The organism is Xanthomonas sp. F1, assembly GCF_014199855.1.
In genome coordinates, this window is record NZ_JACHOK010000009.1 from 111349 (window position 1) to 128285 (window position 16937).

Annotated in this window: 15 protein-coding genes; 14 read left to right on the forward strand and 1 reads right to left on the reverse strand. The window is 71.3% G+C overall.

Annotated elements, in window-relative coordinates; all coding sequences use genetic code 11:
* Window positions 1–11: 11 nt before the first annotated feature.
* The gene (locus GGR71_RS17420) at window positions 12–1604 is read right to left on the reverse strand and encodes an APC family permease (protein WP_160959601.1); all 1593 of its coding nucleotides are present in this window, start codon (window positions 1602–1604) and stop codon (window positions 12–14) included.
* A 269-nt stretch (window positions 1605–1873) separates the two neighbouring features.
* On the opposite strand from GGR71_RS17420, the gene GGR71_RS17425 reads away from it, so the two are divergent.
* The 14 genes from GGR71_RS17425 (at window position 1874) to GGR71_RS17490 (ending at window position 16937) form a co-directional block, all read left to right on the forward strand.
* Entirely contained in the window at window positions 1874–2296 is a 423-nt protein-coding gene (locus tag GGR71_RS17425; RefSeq protein ID WP_160959604.1) for a hypothetical protein, read from the forward strand.
* A gap of 10 nt (window positions 2297–2306) precedes the next feature.
* The gene (locus GGR71_RS17430; protein ID WP_160959607.1) at window positions 2307–2756 is read left to right on the forward strand and encodes a type II 3-dehydroquinate dehydratase; all 450 of its coding nucleotides are present in this window, start codon (window positions 2307–2309) and stop codon (window positions 2754–2756) included.
* The gene (locus tag GGR71_RS17435; RefSeq protein WP_160959609.1) at window positions 2737–2955 is read left to right on the forward strand and encodes a hypothetical protein; all 219 of its coding nucleotides are present in this window, start codon (window positions 2737–2739) and stop codon (window positions 2953–2955) included. The genes GGR71_RS17430 and GGR71_RS17435 overlap by 20 nt, the downstream gene beginning before the upstream one ends.
* Before the next feature lie 358 nt (window positions 2956–3313).
* Window positions 3314–3781: a lasso peptide biosynthesis B2 protein gene (locus GGR71_RS17440; RefSeq protein ID WP_160959611.1), complete on the forward strand. Its 468-nt coding sequence runs from the start codon at window positions 3314–3316 to the stop codon at window positions 3779–3781.
* Window positions 3778–5529 (forward strand): ABC transporter ATP-binding protein, encoded by a 1752-nt coding sequence (locus tag GGR71_RS17445; RefSeq protein ID WP_160959614.1) that lies wholly within the window; start codon window positions 3778–3780, stop codon window positions 5527–5529. Before GGR71_RS17440 ends, GGR71_RS17445 begins: the two co-directional genes overlap by 4 nt.
* A gap of 13 nt (window positions 5530–5542) precedes the next feature.
* On the forward strand, window positions 5543–6775 hold the full coding sequence (locus GGR71_RS17450; protein ID WP_160959617.1) for a lipopolysaccharide biosynthesis protein: 1233 nt from the start codon (window positions 5543–5545) through the stop codon (window positions 6773–6775).
* A gap of 147 nt (window positions 6776–6922) precedes the next feature.
* Window positions 6923–8191 carry a hypothetical protein gene (locus GGR71_RS17455; protein ID WP_160959777.1) on the forward strand — a complete coding sequence of 423 codons (1269 nt, stop codon included), beginning with the start codon at window positions 6923–6925 and terminating at the stop codon, window positions 8189–8191.
* Window positions 8188–9144, forward strand: coding sequence for an NAD-dependent epimerase/dehydratase family protein (locus GGR71_RS17460; protein WP_160959620.1), 957 nt, complete (start codon window positions 8188–8190; stop codon window positions 9142–9144). Before GGR71_RS17455 ends, GGR71_RS17460 begins: the two co-directional genes overlap by 4 nt.
* Before the next feature lie 235 nt (window positions 9145–9379).
* Window positions 9380–10123 carry a TylF/MycF/NovP-related O-methyltransferase gene (locus GGR71_RS17465; protein WP_160959623.1) on the forward strand — a complete coding sequence of 248 codons (744 nt, stop codon included), beginning with the start codon at window positions 9380–9382 and terminating at the stop codon, window positions 10121–10123.
* The gene (locus tag GGR71_RS17470) at window positions 10120–11466 is read left to right on the forward strand and encodes a hypothetical protein (protein WP_160959626.1); all 1347 of its coding nucleotides are present in this window, start codon (window positions 10120–10122) and stop codon (window positions 11464–11466) included. Before GGR71_RS17465 ends, GGR71_RS17470 begins: the two co-directional genes overlap by 4 nt.
* 58 nt (window positions 11467–11524) lie before the next feature.
* Window positions 11525–13366, forward strand: a complete 1842-nt coding sequence (gene asnB / locus GGR71_RS17475) for an asparagine synthase (glutamine-hydrolyzing) (protein ID WP_160959629.1) — start codon at window positions 11525–11527, stop codon at window positions 13364–13366.
* Between the two features lie 16 nt (window positions 13367–13382).
* On the forward strand, window positions 13383–14372 hold the full coding sequence (locus GGR71_RS17480; protein WP_237474350.1) for a class I SAM-dependent methyltransferase: 990 nt from the start codon (window positions 13383–13385) through the stop codon (window positions 14370–14372).
* Window positions 14359–15624, forward strand: coding sequence for a hypothetical protein (locus tag GGR71_RS17485; RefSeq protein WP_160959635.1), 1266 nt, complete (start codon window positions 14359–14361; stop codon window positions 15622–15624). The genes GGR71_RS17480 and GGR71_RS17485 overlap by 14 nt, the downstream gene beginning before the upstream one ends.
* The gene (locus tag GGR71_RS17490) at window positions 15621–16937 is read left to right on the forward strand and encodes an O-antigen ligase family protein (RefSeq protein ID WP_343160810.1); all 1317 of its coding nucleotides are present in this window, start codon (window positions 15621–15623) and stop codon (window positions 16935–16937) included. The genes GGR71_RS17485 and GGR71_RS17490 overlap by 4 nt, the downstream gene beginning before the upstream one ends.

Genomic DNA, 16937 nt, shown 5'->3' on the forward strand with positions numbered 1-16937 from the left:
GCCGCCGCGGCTCAGCCGGCGCTGGCCTGCTGCAGCGACGGGGTGCGCCAGCCGGCGCGCACGCCCCAGAAGTAGAAGCCCAGCGCGACCACGCCGACCACCACCAGGTCCGGTCCGTAGGACAGATAGCCGTGGCCGCCGAAGGTGGTGCTGCCGGCCCACGACAGCAGGGCGATGGTCGGCAGATAGGCGATCAGCCAGCTGGCGCCGCGCAGGTGCCGGCGGAAATCCTTCCAGCCGTCGCGCTGCTGGTAATACGCGTACACCGGCAGGGCCACCAGCATCAGCAGGATGATCTCGCCGGTCAGCGGCCAGCGCGCCCAGTACAGCAGTTCGGTGGCCAATACGAACGCCGCCGCGGCCAGCACCGGCAGAGCGGCGATGCGCAGCGGGCGGTGCATTTCCGGCGCATGCTTGCGCAGCGCCATGGCGCTGATCGGGCCGGTGAGGTAGGAAATGATGGTGGCCACCGAGATCACCGCCGCCAGCGTGCCCCAGCCGCGGAAGAAGAACAGGAACAGGTAGGACACCAGCAGGTTGAAGAACATCGCCGGGCGCGGCACGCCCCAGGTCGGATGCACCCGGCCCAGCACCTTCGGCATGGTGCCGTTGCGCTCCATGCCGTAGATCATCCGCGCGGTGGTGGCGGTGTAGGTGATGCCGGTGCCGCTGGGGCTGACGAAGGCGTCCACGTACAGCAGCATCGCCAGCCAGTGCAGGTTGACGATGATCGCCAGCTGCGCGAACGGCGAGCGGAAGTCGATGCCGTGCCAGCCGGCCTTGGCCAGCAGGTCCGGCGGCACCGCGCCCAGGTAGGCGACCTGCAGCAGCACGTAGACCACCGTGGCCAGCGCGATCGAGCCGAGTACCGCGAACGGGATGCTGCGCCCGGGATTGCGCGCCTCGCCGGCCAGGTTCACCGGGCTCTGGAAGCCGTTGAAGCTGAACACGATGCCGGCGGTGGCCACCGCGGTGAGCACCGCGGCGAAGTCGATGGTGTGGCTGCCGCCGTGCAGGCCGACGCTGAAGTTCTCGCTGTGGAAACCGCTGGCGATCAGCGCCACGCCGGTCAGCGCCGGCACCACCAGCTTGAACACGGTGATCAGGCTGTTGGAACGCGCGAACAGCTTCACGCTCCAGAAGTTCAGCAGGAAGTACACCAGCACCAGCACCGCGGCGATGCACAGGCCGGGCACCGACAGCTCGCCGGCGCCGCCGGGCTGCTGCACGTACAGGTCCTGCGCCCACTGCCACGGCCAGGACGCCATGTACTGCACCGAGGCCTCTGCCTCCACCGGGATCACCGAGACGATCGCGATCCAGTTGGCCCAGCCGGCGATGAAGCCGACCAGCGAGCCATGCGAATAGTGGCTGTAGCGGACCATGCCGCCGGACTCGGGGAACATCGCGCCCAGCTCGGCATAGGCCAGGGCGATGGTGGTGACGATCGCCGCGCCCAGCACCCACGCCCAGATCGCGCCGGGGCCGGCCAACCCGGCGGCGCGCCAGGCGCCGAACAGCCAACCGGAGCCGATGATCGAGCCGAGGCCGGTCAGCATCAGGGCGAACGGGCCGACATCGCGGCGCAGGGCGGTTTGGGTCATGGCGGGTCCGGGCGGCTGCGGCGGGAAACGGCGGATGATCGCATAAAGCCGGGAATCGGGATTGGGGAATGGGGATTGGCTGAAAAGCCGGGATTCGGGATTTGGGATTGGTGGAAGCGCAGCGCCGCCTTCCGCTTTTGCGAATCCCCAATCCCGAATCCCCAATTCCGGCCTTACACAGACTTTACGCCCCAGGCCCCCTTCCGCCATGGAACGCTTACGCGGCGCGCGCGCAGACTGCGCCACGTCCTTCCTGTTGGATGTGTTCCATGTCGATTCTGCTGATCCAGGGCCCGCATCGCGATGCGTCGGCCATCGCCGCGGCGCAGTGTCTGGCCGCGTTCCATGCCGCGCAGGTGGTGCCGGTGGCCTGCGCCGATGCCGCGCAGATCGTGGCGCGGCTGCGGCAAGGCGCGTGCGACGACACTGAGCTGGTGCTGCTGGATTCCGGCGAGTTGCCGGCGTCGGAGCTGGCCGACCACGGCGCGCAGCTGTGTGCGGCGCTGGAGGCGCTGGGCCACCCCTACATCGAGGTGCACGATGCCAGCGCGCAGGCGCTGGAGCCGCTGCTGCACCCGCGGCACGCGCCGTTGCTGACGGTGATCGCCAATGGTGCGCTCGCCGACAGCTATGCGATCGCCCTGGGCGTGGCGCAGCGCCGGCTCGGCGCGCGCGCGGCGCTGGCCAACTGAGGGCGCCGCCATGTCGATCCTGTTGCTCCGTGGCCCGGACTGCGTGGCCGGCCATCGCGGCCGCCCGGCGCGCATCGCCCCGCCGGTGATGCGGCAATTGCTCGCCAATGCCGGCCGCGCCGGCAAGACCCTGGCCGTGCGCGGCTGCGCCAGCGAGCGCGAACTGCTGCAGGCGCTGGCCCAGGCCGACCAGGCCGGCGTCGAAATGCTGCTGCTGGATCCGGGCGCGTGTTCCGACAGCGCGGTCACCGCCGACGCGGTGGCGCATCTGCGCCGGCCCTACGTGGAAGTGCACGACGACGCCAGCGATCGCCGCGAAGCCTGCCTGTGCGCAGCCTCGGGGCAACGGTTAGGCCAGGTCGGCGGCTACTGCGCGCAGGGCTACGCGCTGGCGCTGTCGATCGCGCTCGAACACCTGGGCTGCAACGGCTACGAAGGCGATGTCCACGTCGGTACCTGAGCGCGCGCGCCACTACCTGGCCGACTACGAGGCCTACAGCTTCGGCCAGCGCGTGGCCTGGGGCACCCTGGCGCACACCTGGGCCGAGCCGGCGCCGCTGGACCCGGAGCGGCTGCTGGGCCGCCTGCGCGCACAAGCGGCGCAACGCCACGGCGTGGACAGCACCGAGATCCGCATCCGCAGCGTGAGCCGGCTGTAGCGGATCCGTTCGGTCCCGCGCAGGCAGCGCCCGTTGCGCGTGCCTGTGGCACGTGAGCAGCGCGCGCAGTGGAGGCAGGTCCATGCCCTTGCGCGGCACAGTGTCCGGCGCACCGGCGTGGGGGAACATTTGCTAGGCTGGCGTGTCGGCGCTTGCGCCATGGTCGCTCGGCACTGCGCCGTGGCGCCCATTGCGCCGGTCGCGCGGTCGTCCTTCCTGCGCAGGTCTCACCCATGCCCGTTGTGTCGCCGCTCCCGCGTTCGCACATGCAGACAGCGCAACGCGTCCATGCGGCGGACGCGGCCGTGCCTGCGCAGCGCGCGGCGGTGCCATCGGCGTTGTCGTGGCAGGAGTCCCCATGCCTGGCGGCCTGAGCGGCTTGCTGCGTCTGCCTCGATTCGAACGCTGCCTGCTGCTGCCGGCCTGGATGCTGCTCGGCGCGGCGCGTGCCGCAGTGCTGGCGCTGGGCTTCCGCCGTCTGGTGCCATGGCTGGGGCGCGGGGTGGCGGAGCCGCCGCCCGCGCCGGTACTGGATGCGCGGGCGCAGCGCCGTGCCATCCAGATCGGGCGCACCCTGCGCCTGGCGGCGCGGCACACGCCATGGCAATCCAACTGCCTCGCCCAGGCGTTGAGCGCGCGTTGCCTGCTCGGCCTGTTCCGCGTGCCGCACATGCTGTGCTTCGGCGTGGCCCGGTCGTCACAGACGGCGTCCCTGCAGGCCCACGCCTGGGTGGTGGCGGGCCCGGTCCGGGTCACCGGCGGCGGCGGTGTGGAGCGCTTCGCCCGGGTCGGTTGCTTCGTGGCGCCGGCGGGATCGCGGCAATGAGCAACTGGCGGGCCTTGCGCCGATTGCTGGGCTGGGCGCCGCGCGGGCGCCTGCTTGGCGTGTTCCTGCTGATGGTGCTGGCCGGTGCCAGCGAAGGCATCGGCGTACTGCTGCTGGTGCCTTTGCTCGGCGCGCTGCAGGGCGGTGGCGCGACCAACGGCGGTGCGATGGTGCATGCCGTCGGCGAGATCGTCGGCATGCTCGGCTTGCCGCGCGACGCACCGCTGCCATTGCTGGCGCTGTTCTGCGCGCTGGTGCTGTTGCGCAACGGCATCCATTACGCACGCGAGCACACGGCCGCACGCGTGCAGCAGGACGTGGCCGAGCGCTTGCGCGAGGCCAGCTTCACCGCACTCCTGGAGGCGCAATGGCGATGGTTGGTGGCCCAGCGCAGCAGCGACCATGCCAGCCTGATGCTGACCGAAGTGGAGAGGATCGGTGTCGGGCTCGGCCATGCGCTGCTCATGCTCGCATCGCTCGCCACTGCCGTCGTCTATCTGCTGGCCGCCCTCGCGCTGGCCGGGACGCTGGCGCTGGCCACGGTCGTGGCGGGCGCGCTGCTGCTGTTGCTGCTGCTCGGCCGCCGCCGTCGCGTGCTGCGGCTGGGCAGTGCGCTGACCCAGACCAGGCAGCGCCTGCACGCCGGCATGCACGACAGCCTGGCCGGGTTGCGCCTGGCCAAGATCCTGGGTGCCGAGGCGCGCTATCGCGCTGTCGTGAACCGCGATGCGACGGCCGTGCGCGACTTGCAGGTGGGCTTCGCTTCCGGCCTGGCGCTGTCCAAGGCCCTGCTGCACAGCGCCGCGGCGGTCCTGCTGGCCGGCTATGCGCTGCTGGGCCTGCAGGTCTGGCACCTGCCGCTGGCCGAGCTGCTGATCCTGGTGGTGATGTTCGCGCGCCTGCTGCCATTGCTGACCGTGGCGCAGCAGCAGCACCAATACTGGTTGCATACGGTGCCTGCGTTCGTGGAAGTGGAGCGGCAACTGGCGCAGGCGCGCGAGTGGTCCGAGCCGGCGCTGCCGCCGCGTGCCAGCGACTGGCAGGTGCAGACGCAGATCGCCCTGCGCGATGTGCAGGTGCGCTATGCCGGGCGCGAGGCGCCGGCGCTGCAGCAGATCTCGCTGGTGTTGCCGGCGCGCACCACCACCGCCATCGTCGGCCCCTCCGGTGCGGGCAAGAGCACGCTGGCCGATGTGCTGTGCGGTCTGTTGGGCCCGGACCAGGGCGCGCTGGAGATCGACGATGTGGCCCTGGACGCGCACGCGCGCCGCAGCTGGCGGCACGCGGTGGCGTACGTGTCGCAGGACACCTTCCTGTTCAACGACAGCATCCGCAACAACCTGCTGCTGGCCGCGCCGCATGCCGATGCGGCAACGCTGCACCTGGCCCTGGAGCAGGCCGCGGCGCAGTTCGTGCATGCACTGCCGCAGGGCTGGGACACCGTGATCGGCGATCGCGGCATGCGCCTGTCCGGGGGCGAGCGGCAGCGCCTGGCGCTGGCGCGCGCGCTGCTGCAGCGGCCGGCGTTGCTGATTCTGGACGAAGCCACCAGCGCGCTGGATCACGACAACGAAGCGCGCATCCGCGCCGCGATCGAGCGCCTGCACGGCGATCTGACCGTGGTGGTGATCGGCCATCGGTTGGCGTTGCTGGAACGCGCCGACCAGGTGGTGGTGCTGGAGCAGGGTCGGGTGCGCGCGCAGGGCCGCTGGCACGAGGTGGCCGCGGCATGGACCGGCGCGGCATGACAGGCCTGTGCGGATGAGCGCGCCACGCACGTCTGCCTGGCGCGCCGGCGCCGGTGCCTTGTCCGCGCAATGGGGGGCGATCCTGTGCGTGGCGGCGGTCTCGCTGGGGTTGTCGGTGTGGCTGGCGCGCAGCATGCAGCCGGATGGATTCGGCCGTTACGCCTACCTGCTCAACCTGGCAACGCTGCTGGCGCTGGCCCAGGACGCCGGGATGCGCACGCTGGTGCTGCGCGAGCGCGTGGCGCCCAGCCCGGGGCTGGCCGAGTACGCGACGGCGTTGCCGGGCCTGGCACGCGGGCATCTGCTGCTGGCGACGCTGTTGCTGGTGATCGCGGCGCTGTTATTGCCGCGCAGTGTCGGCGACCCGGCGCTCGGGTGGGCGGTGCTGTGCTTCGCCGCGGTGACCCTGTCGCAACTGGTCTCGGCGCAACTGAAGGGCGCCGGGCACTGGCGTCGCGAGGCGCGTTGGCAGATCGGCGCGCGTGCGCTGAGCGGACTGTCGATCGTGCTCGCGGTGCTGCTGCTGGGCGCCCGTCCCGAGGTGGTGTTCGCGGCCTGGGCCGTGGGACTGCTGCTGGCCTACGCGCTGCTGGGTCGGGATCTGCACGATCGGCCGCGCTGGCGGCCGCAGGTCGCGGTGTATCGCGCAGCGGCCGGCTTCCTGTGGATCGACCTGGCGACCGGCCTGTACCGGCGCAGCGACATCGTCATCCTGCATCGCGCGGTGTCGCCGGCCGAGGTCGGCCAGTATGCCGCGGCCTATCGTCTGTTCGATGGCGTGCTGTTGCTGGCGGCGCCGGTGGCACTGCTGTTCTTCCGGCGTCTGCGCCTGAGCCGCGTCGATCCCGGTGCCGCGCAGCGTCTGCAGCGCCGTACTCTGGCCGCCGCGGCGCTGGCCGGCATCGCGCTGGCGATCGCCGGTGCCGCGCTCGGCAGTTGGGTGGTCGGGCTGCTGTATGGGCAGGCATACCGATCCACGGCGGGACCGCTGGTGGGTTGGCTGTTTGCCGCGTTCGTGTTCGTGCTGCCGAACTATGTGCTGACGCAAACGGCGATCGCGCTCGAGCGCCAGCGCTACTACATGGTCGGCGCCGGCCTGGCGGCCGCGACCAACCTGGCGCTCAACCTGCTGCTGACGCCGCACCACGGGGCGCGCGGCGCGGCGATGGCGACGATCGCCACCGAGGCGGTGCTGGCGGCGACGCTGTGGCTGGGGCTGCGCCGCGCCGCCGCGGCAACGACGTGAGCCGCTTCGCATTGCCGCCATTGCGATCGGTATGGCACAGTGCCCGCTCCTCCAGCCGCCGATCGACATGCGGGGACATGCGATGCCGCGTGCGGCGCTACGCCGGGCTGGTGACTCCCTTGTGACCCGAACACGGCGATGGATCCGATGCCTGGCAGAGACGATGTACGTGACCGTGGCGAAGATGCGTCGTTGGGCGACCTGGTGTTTGAACTGCTGCGCTTCTATCGGCAGTTCGGCCGCCTGCTGATTCCGGTGGCCCTGCTGCTGGCGCTGGCCGCCGGCGTGCTGGTTGCGCTACGTCCGGTCTACAGCGCCAGCGCGCTGCTGGACGTGCCGCAACTGACCCTGGAGCAGTGGCGGCGGCTGCAGCCGATGCTGTCGGATCGGCAACTGGTTGCCGATTCGGTGGCCACCATCGCATTGCCGGCGGACCTGCGCGAACGCGTGCAGCGGCAGTTCCAGCAGCCGCGCTACTGGGAGACGCGCGTGCAGTACCGCAGCGCGGTGGAGCGCGACGACATCCGCCAGCAGGTCAACATCGATCCGAAGACGGTCGGTGCGCTGGGGCTGGAAGTGGCGATCAACGCACGCGACGATGCCGCCGCCACGCAGCAGTTGCGGGCGATCGCACAGCACGTGCGCCAGGTGATGCTGTGGGGCGGCCTGCGCGATGCCCTGGACGGCATGCGCCAGCAGACCGTGGAGAAGCGGCCGGAACTGCAGATCGCGCAGATCCAGCAGCAGTTCGCCATCCAGCAGAGCACCCAGCAGGCGGCGGACATGCAGGCGTTGCTGGAGCGTTATCCGGAGCTGCGGCGCAGCGAGGTCAACACGGTGGTCTCGGTCGGCGACGGCGGCGGCAAGTACCTGTCGCCGCTGGCGCAGATCGTGGCGCTGCAGGCCACCATCACCGAAACCCGGGCCAATCTGCGCCAGGGGCAGCGCGAACTCGAGCAGCTCGACTGGAAGCAGCGTTTCCTCGCGTGCGCCGACAAGCGCACATCGACGCTGCATTCTGGCAAGGCCCTGCAGGACTGGCTGCTGGCGTGCCACACGGCGGTCTTCGCCGCCGGCGCGCAGGCCGATTCGGTGCGGGAGCAGATCGCACGCGAGATCGAACTGACGCTGGCCCAGCAACGCGGGCGCGCCCAGCAGGTGCGCTACCGGGCGCTGCCGGCGCTCTCGGCGACGCCGGTGCCGGCGCGGCGACCGTTGCTGGTGGCCGTTGCCGTGTTCGCCGCCGCATTGCTGGCGATGTCGCTGGCGCTCGGGCTGTATGTGGCAATGCGGCGCCTGGGCGATCCGTCCGCGTCGTGGTCCCCGCAGCGCGATCCGCTGTTCGCCTGGTTGCCGGCAGGGATGCGGCGCCGCCTGTTGCCCGACGACGCACCGCGCACGTCGGAGCGATCATGAAGCGCGTGCTGGTGACCGGCGCCGCCGGCATGATCGGCCGCCGGCTGGCCGCTGCGCTGTTGCAGCGCGGCGATGCGGTGGCCGGCCTGGACGACCTGTCCAGCGGGATGACCATGCCGGACGGGCTGGACCTTGCCGCGGTCGCCGACGTGCGCGACACCGCCGCGGTCACGTCCTGTCTGCGCACGTTCGGGGCCGATGCGGTGGTGCACCTTGCCGCGGTCCACCATATCCCGACCTGCGAGCAGCAGCGCATGCATTGCCTGCAGGTGAACGTGGTCGGGACCGAGAGCGTGCTGCATGCCGCCGACGTCGCCGAGGTGCGGCATGTGTTGATCGCCTCCAGCGGGGCGGTGTACGCCTGGGGCCAGGAGGCGCTGGACGAAGCCGCCAGCGCCACCGAGGCGCGTGACAACTACGCGTTGTCCAAGCTCTGCAACGAAGGCCAGTTGCGCCTGTGGTGCGCGCGCGGTGGCGGGCGCCGCGGCCGTGTGGCGCGCCTGTTCAACAGCATCGCCCACGACGATCCGAACGCGCACCTGATTCCCGAGGTGCTGGCGCAACTGGCGGCCGATCCGGCGCCGGCGCCGTTGGTGCGGCTGGGCAATCTGCAGCCGCGCCGCGATTACCTGCATGCCGACGACGCGGCCACCGGGCTGCTGGCCCTGCTCGACGATGCGCGGGCGGAGCCGGCTTACGATGTGTTCAATCTGTGCTCGGGCGTGGAACACTCGGTCGGCGAGCTGGTGGAGGAAATCGGTGCCTTGCTCGGCCGTGCACCGCGCGTGCAGGTGGATCCGCAGCGTCAGCGTCCGCACGACCGGGCGCATCAGCTCGGCAACCCGGCCAAGGCCGCCGCGGTGCTGGGCTGGCGCACGCGCTGGACCCTGCGCGAGGCGTTGCAGCGCACACTCGCGCCGGAGCAGGCTGCCGACGCACACGTTCCCGGATGAGCGCACTCGACCGGATCGCTCGGTGCGCGACCGATCCGCGCGTGCAGTCGGTGGCGGATGTCGTCGAGGACGCTGTTCTCGACACCGTGCCATATGCGTCGCGCGCATCTGCCGCTGACCAGGTGCGCGCCGCCGTCTCCACGGTCACGCGCACCCGCGTGCACCATTGCGCTGGTCGGGATCGAGCCTGGATACTCGGACGCTGCCGCTCCTGGCCCGAGACAAGGTGTCCGACGTGTCCATAACGCTCATCGAACGCCTCAAGCTCGCCTATCGCGGCCTGCGGGTCGGTGCGAACCTGCATCGCAACGACGCGCTGGGCGCGCTGTATCGTGCCTGGGCGTACGTGCATGCCACCCAGCTCGCTGGCGACTATTACGAGTTCGGCGTGTACCGCGGCAACAGCCTGGCACATGCGTGGCTGTGCTATCGGCACCAGCGGCGGCGCATCGAGCGCAGTGCCGGTTTGCCCTTCCAGCACCAGGGCACGGTGCTGGGCTTTCTGGCGCAGCGGCCGCGGTTCTACGGTTTCGACACCTTTGCCGGGATGCCGCGCAATGCCGAAGGCGAGGACAGTCTGGCCACCGGCAGCTTTCTGGCCGCGCAGTCCGAGGCGCAGGCGCGGTGCGCCGCGGTGGGGCTGCGCGCGCCGGACCTGCAATTGGTGCCCGGCCTGTTCGCCGACAACGCGCATGCCGTCGGCGACACCCAGGCGGCGATCGTGAACCTGGATTGCGACCTGTACGCCTCGGCGTGCGACGCCCTGGCGCTGATCGCGCCACGCCTGGTCCAGGGCAGCGTGCTGCTGTGCGACGACTATGATCTGTTCCAGGCCGATCGCCAGCGCGGCGAACGGCGCGCCCTTCGGGAATGCGCCGGGCGGTTCGGTATCGAATTCGAGCCGTGGTTCGCCTACGGCGCGGCCTCGCGCGCCTTCCTGTGCCATGTGCCGGCGGCCGGATCCTTCGCCCGGTCATGAGCGCGGCCGGGCGCCTGCGCGCGGGATTCGTGTCCGGCGCGCTGCTGTACGCGCTCGGGCAGGGCTGCGCGCTGCTGTTCCAATGGCTGCTGTTGCGCCAGTTCGGCCTGCAGGGCTATGGCGAGGTGGGACTGGCGCATCTGGGGCTGACGACGGTGCTGTTTCTGGCCGACCTGGGCTACGCCTCGCTGTTCCTGCGCGAAGATCCGGCCGCGCCGGGATGGGAGCTGCGGTGGCGGCAAGCGCTGCGCCATCGGCTGCTGGCCACCCTGGCGCTGGATCTGGGCTGGGTCGTCGCGGCCGGATGCTCCTGGCAGTGGCAGGGCGCAGGCTTCGGCTACGTGCTGGCGGTGCTGCCGGCCACCCTGTTCGGCCTGGTCAATTATTCGGCGCCGTTGCTGGCGCAGGGGCGGCGACTGTCGGGATTCGCCGTGCAGCAGGTCGCGATGCCCGTGGCGATCCTGGCCTGGTTGCTGCTGCGGCCGTTGCCCGGATGCGGCGGCGGCGTCGGTGCCGGCATCGCCGTGAGCATTGGTTATCTGCTGCAGGCGCTGCTCAACACGGCGGTGTTCGCCGCGCCGCCGCGCCTGCTGTGGCCGCAGCGCGGCCACGGCCGCCACCTGCTGGGGGCGGCCGTGCAACTCTCGCTGCTGGGGATCGCCGGCATCCTGCACGATCGCCTGACGCCGCTGCTGCTGGCGGCGGTGGCGCCGGGCTTCCTGCCGGTGTATCTGTTCCTGGGCTATCTGCTCAACGGCGCCAGCGGGGTGTTCACTCAGTTCAATCGCCTGCTGCTGGCCGAAGCCACCAGCGAGGCCGGCCAGCGTTGGGCGCAGTCGCTGATCTCGCTGGTGCTGGGCGGCGCGGCGCTGGCCGCGCTGCTGCTGCCGCTTGCGTTGGCGGCCTGGGGCAGTGCCGAACAGCGGGCCTGGTGGCCATGGACGACGCCGGTGCTGGCCGGCGGCGCGACGGTGCTGCTCAGCGGGGTGCTGGCGGCGCTGCTGATCGGGCGTCATCGCGAGCGCGCGCTGTTGCGCCTGCTGCTGATCGGGTTGCTGTGCAGCGCGGTGCTGCAACTGGCCGCTGCGGCATGGGCGGCGCCGCAGTGGCTGCTATGGGGGCGGTTGTTGTGCCTGTTGGGCATCGCCGCGGTGAGCCTGCATCTGTGCGGCCTTCGTCTCAACGGCGGCGGCGTTGCGGCGCTGCTTTCGGCGTTGCTGGCGGCCTCGCTCTGGGGCGGCCGGGTCGGCTGGGCGCTGGCGGCGGTGCTGCTGCTGCCGGCGCTGTGGACGGCATGGCGCCAGCGCAGCTTGTTCGCACCTGCGCCGGAGCGCGCGGCGTGACGCGGTCGTCGAGGTTCGCTGTCGCGCCGCGCCGCGGCGTAGAGACAAGGAGGCGCGCATGTGCGGCATAGTCGCGTTGCGCAATTTCGGCGACGGCGCCGCGCTGCAGGCGCAGGCCGAACGCGCGCTGGCCGCGTTGGCCCGGCGCGGGCCGGATGCACAGGGCCTGCTGTGTATGCAGCAGCCGGTGCCGACCGCGCTGGGCCACCGCCGTCTGGCCATCCTCGACCTGAGCGAGGCGGCGACGCAGCCGATGCGCTGCGCCGAGACCGGCAACGCAGTGGTGTTCAACGGCGAGATCTACAACTTCCTGGAACTGCGCCGCGAACTGGAAGCGCTCGGTCATCGCTTCCGCACCGACAGCGATACCGAGGTCCTGCTGCATGGCTGGCGCGCCTGGGGCGACGACCTGTTCGCGCGCTGCAACGGCATGTGGGCGATCGTGCTGCTGGAGCAGGCCAGCGGCGACCTGATCTACTGCCGCGACCGGCTCGGGGTGAAGCCGTTGTACCTGCATCACGACGGCCGGCAACTGCTGTTGGCCAGCGAGATCCGCGCCATCGCCGCGGCGTTGGGCGGCTATCCGCCGCCCAATCCCGGTGCGATCTTCGATTTCCTCGTCGCCGGCCTGTCCGACCATCGCGGCGAGACCTTCTATGCAGGCATCCGTGCGGTGCCGCCCGGCTGGCTGTACCGCGTCTCGGCGGACGGCCACAGCCGCCACCACCGCTACCATCGCTGGCCGCTCCTGGGCGAGGCGGCACCGCTCGATGACGACGCCACGCGGGCGCTGCTGGAGGATGCCACGCGCCTGCGCCTGCGCTCGGACGTGCCGACGGTGACGCTGCTGTCGGGCGGGCTGGACAGTGCGATCCTGACCCGGCTCAGCCTGAGCGCCGCGCATGCGCCGCGCACTTGCTTCGCCGGTGCCTACACCTACGGTTACCACGACGCCGAGCAGGCGCGCTTCGACGAGGTCGCTGCCGCGTCCGGGTTGATGGCCGAGTGGGGCGAGGCGGCGCGCCACCGCGTGCACCGCGCGCATGCGATCCCTGCCGAAGACGAGTTGCTGGAGTTGGCGCGCGCGCAGGAGGAGCCGTTCTGCACGCCGTCGATCTTGGCCAGCTTCCGCATGTACAGGGCGATCCGCGACGCCGGCTACACGGTCGTGCTCAACGGCGAGGGCGCCGACGAACTGTTCGGCGGCTACGTCCGCCTGTATCTGGCGTTGAGCGCGCGCAGCGCGCTGCGCGGCCTGCGCCTGCCGACCCTGGCGCGCCTGCTCGGCAGCGGCGCGGTGGATCCGCGGTTGCTGCTCAACCGCCTGGCCTGGGATCTGCCGGCCGGTCCGCTCGGGGCATTGCTGCGGCGGCAGCGGCCGAGCGTGGCCAGCATGTCGGCGGCGCTATGGCACGACCAGGCACCGCGCCTGGCCGTGTTGCAGGCCGATCGCCGCGGCGACGTGCAGGCGCGCCTGCGCGCCGATGTGCTGACGACCAACCTGCCGATGATCCTGCGCATGACCGATCGCAACAGCATGCACTCGGGCGTGGAGGTGCGCGCGCCGTTCCTGGATTACCGGGTGGTGGAACGTGCGCTGGCCACGCCTGCGGACCAGCGCATGGGCGATTACCACGGCAAGGCGCTGCTGCGGCAGGCGTTTTCCGGCGTCCTGCCGCAACGCTTGGTCGGCCAGCGCAAGAGCACCGGGTTCGGCCATGCCGAGCAGTTCCTGGTCGATCGCATGCCGCTGCAGCCGCTCCTGGCGACATTGCCGCCGGAGCTGGGCGAATTTCTCGACCTGGCGGCGTTGCGCAGCCAGTGGCAGCGTGGCGAGGCGCACAGCACGCTGTGGTTCGCCGTCTCCGTGGCGCTGTGGTACCGGAGCATCTATGGCTAGGCCAGGGCGTGTGCCGATGGAACTGGCGGCCGACGCGGGCGTCTGCCGTTGTTGCGGCGCCAGCACGCTGCAACGCGCGGTGTGGCCAGAGGTCTATGCCGACACCGGCCAGGAATTGCGCCGGTGCGGGCATTGCGCGCTGGCCTATCTGGCGCCGGACTTCACCGAGGACACCTTGGCGCGCTTCTATGCGCACGACTACCGGCGGCTGTTCCCGGCCGAATCGCCCTGGCGCAGCGAAGTGCGCTTCTTCGCCTGGCGTGGCGATCGGCCGATCGCGCAGCGGCGGCTGCAGTGGATCGCGCCGCACCTGGCGAACGGTGCCCGGCTGCTGGAAATGGGCTCGGGTTTCGGTGCCTTCCTCGGCGTCGCTGCGGCAGCGCGTCCGGACCTGGCGCTGTGGGCGATCGAACCCGACCTGGAACATCGTGCACGGCTGCTCGGCGAAGCGCGCGTGGCGTTCGTGCCGGATCTGCAGGCGGTGGTGGACGCCAGCGTCGACGCAGTGGTGGCGTTCCACGTGCTGGAGCATCTACCCGATCCGCGCGGTTTCCTGCAGACGCTGGCGCGGATCCTGGCGCCAGGCGGACACGCCTGGATCGAAGTGCCGGATGTGATGAGCGACTGGCGCTCGCGCAATTACGTGCAACCGGCGCACTTGAGCTATTTCTCCGGCCCCATGCTGCAGCGCTTGGCGCTGAGCGCCGGGCTGGAGGTGGTGCAGTGCGGTGCGCATCCGGCCGGCGGCGTGCTGGCCGACAATCTGTGGGTGCAACTGCAGCGGCCGCCGCATCCCTGCGCCAGCCCATTGGCGACCGCCAGCGCCGAGGAAGTGCACCTGCTCGATGCGCGGCTGGATGGTGTGGGCTGGGGTCTGCGCGACCGTGTGCGGCGTGTGCTCAAGCGCATGATCGTGCATGCATTCGGCCCCGGCTTGCCGGGCGAAGTGCAACGCTGGCGCGGACGGCGGCAGGTGCGGGAGGCGACAGGCGATGCGCTTCGCTGACTTCCAGCAGGCGCTGCATGCGCACTACGGTGAGGAAGCCGCGGCGGCGCGCCACGAACTCTATTTCCTTGCCCGGCGCGGGCGCGCCGCGGTGTTTCGGGCATTGCTGGCGACGGTGCGCGATGTCTGGCTGTGCTGGCGTCTGCCACGCACGCCGGCACCGCTGGCCGCCTGGGTGGCGCTGGCGACGTTGCCCGGCGCCAACGGCTGGGGCGCGTTGGCGCCGTGTGTGGCCGATCTGGCGCAGCGCGGTATCGCCTGCAGCGTGCTGATCCATCCCCGCTTGCGCGGGCGCGTCGCCGGCGACCTGCCCGCACGCCCGGCGGCGGCCGCCTGGCGCCACGCCGTCGGCGCCTGGCGATTGCGGCAGGCCGCTGCAGGCACGCCACCGGTGTCGCCCTGGCTGGTGCGCTGCTGCGTGTTCCGGCAGCGCCTGTGGCGCGGCGCCTGGGCGCGTACGTTGGCCAAGCGCAACGAGGCGACGCTGCTGCTGCACAACGACTTCGACCTGTATGCGGTCGCTGCGCAACAGGCCGCAGGCGCCGGCTGGCACAGCGTGTGCGTGCAGCATGGCCTGCCCACCGACGAGTTCTTCCCGGTACGCGCACAGCGGCATCTGCTGTGGGGGCCGAGCAGCGCGCAGGTGTTCGCGCGGCATGGGGTGGCTCTGCAGGCACTCGGCTATGGCCCGGCGCTGCTGCCGACCGATGCAACGGCCGAGCGTGCCGACGACGCACCGTTGCCGGCGGCGCTGTGCCTGGTGTCGCAGACGCACACACCGATCTATGGGCGCCCGCTCGCGGCGGACTTCCTGGCGCTGGCGCAGGTGCTGGCGCAGCGCAACAGTCCCGGACTGCAGATCCTGCTGCACCCGGAGGAGGTGCGCGGTGGCCATCCTTACGCCGCTCCTGCGCTGGCCACCCGCTGCCGGCCTCCGCCGCACGTGCTGCTGGACGCCGCCGCGGCGCCGGCGATCGTGGTCGGTTTCTGCTCCACCGCCTTGCTGCAGGCCGCTTGCCGCGGCCATTACGTGATCGGCCTGGCGTGGCCGGCGACGGCCTCGCTGGACGCACTGGCGGTGGGGCGTCCGCCGATGCAGGTGGACGCTGCATCCGCGCTGTGCGCGTTGATCGACCAACTGTGCGCGGACCCCTCGGCACGCCGGCGCCTGCTCGCGCAGCAGGCACAGTGGCTGCGCCAGACCTTCGCCAGCGACCCGCACTGGCCGCAGCGCCTGGGAGCGATGGCGTGAGGCGGCTGGGGGTGGTGCTGCTGATCCTGTGGATCCATCTTGGCGATCTGCTGGTGGCCTGGCTGTACGCCGGCGGCGCGATGCCGCAGGCGACCTGGCTGCGGCCGCTGCGCGATGCCACGGTGCTGGGGCTGGCCGCGCTGTGCCTGCTGACCGTGCGCATGCCGCGGCCGATGCTGCTGTCGGTGCTGGTGTTCGGTGCGCTGGCGGCAGCGTACGCGCCGCTCGGCTATGCGCATGGGCTGCCGGCCGGCATCGTCGTGGGATCGTTCGGCGTGGTGATGGTCCCGATCCTGTTCCTGCTGGCCGGTTACGGCGCCATGCCGCAGCCGCGGGACCTGCGGGCCGCCACGCGCGCCCTGGTCTGGCTGGGCGTGGCCAGCGCGCTGTTCGGCGTCTGGGATCTGACCCACACCGACTTCTGGGTCAAGCAGGTGCGCTTGCCGGAGTACCTGCAACAGGTCAAGGGCGTGATGCCGCAAGACACCGAACCGGAGACCGGGCTGCCGTGGAATTTCGTCGGCGGCGAAGACTATGCGCGCCGCGCAGGCGGCTTGCTCGCCGCGCCGTTGGCACAGGGGCAGTTCCTGGTGACCGCTGCGCTGGCGGCATTGGCGCTGTGGCAGCGGCGCTGGCCGTGGCGGGCATTGCTGGCCTGTGCCGGCTTGTTCGCAGGGATCTGGATGTCCGGCACCCGCGGCGCGATGCTGGCCGGCATCGTCGCCGTACTCGGCTATCTGCTGACCGGGCGCGGCCTGGTGCGTTCGGCGTCGGCGCGGATCGTGCTGGCCGGTGCGGTGGGCTTGGCCATCGTCGTGGCGTCCTACGGCATCGTGGTGATGTCGGTGAACTTTCGCGACGGGTCCACCATCGGCCACTGGTGGGCGCTGCAGCGCAATCTGGCCGACCTGCATCAGGTCGCGCTGTTCGGCGGCGGACTGGGACGCCAGGGCGCGATCGCCGCACGCCAGGGACTGACCGATCTCGGTGGCGGCGAAGGCGCCGTGTTCAGCATCGCCTACCAGATGGGCGTGCCGGCGGCGTTGCTGTTCCTGGGCTTCATCGGCTGGTGCCTGCGGGTCCTGTGGCGCGCCTATCGCCAGGACGACGACCGCCTGGCGCTGGCCACCTTCTGGCTGCTGTGCGGCATGACGACCACCCTGGTGTCCTCGGACAACGCTTTGACCGTGTCCGGTGCTGGCGGCTTCTGGCTGTTGCTTGGCGGCGTGCTGCGGCAGTGCCGGATGCGCGCGCGTCCACGCCAGGCGCGCGACGCTGCGCTGCCGGCGCCGGGCGCTGCGGCGGAGGCCTGA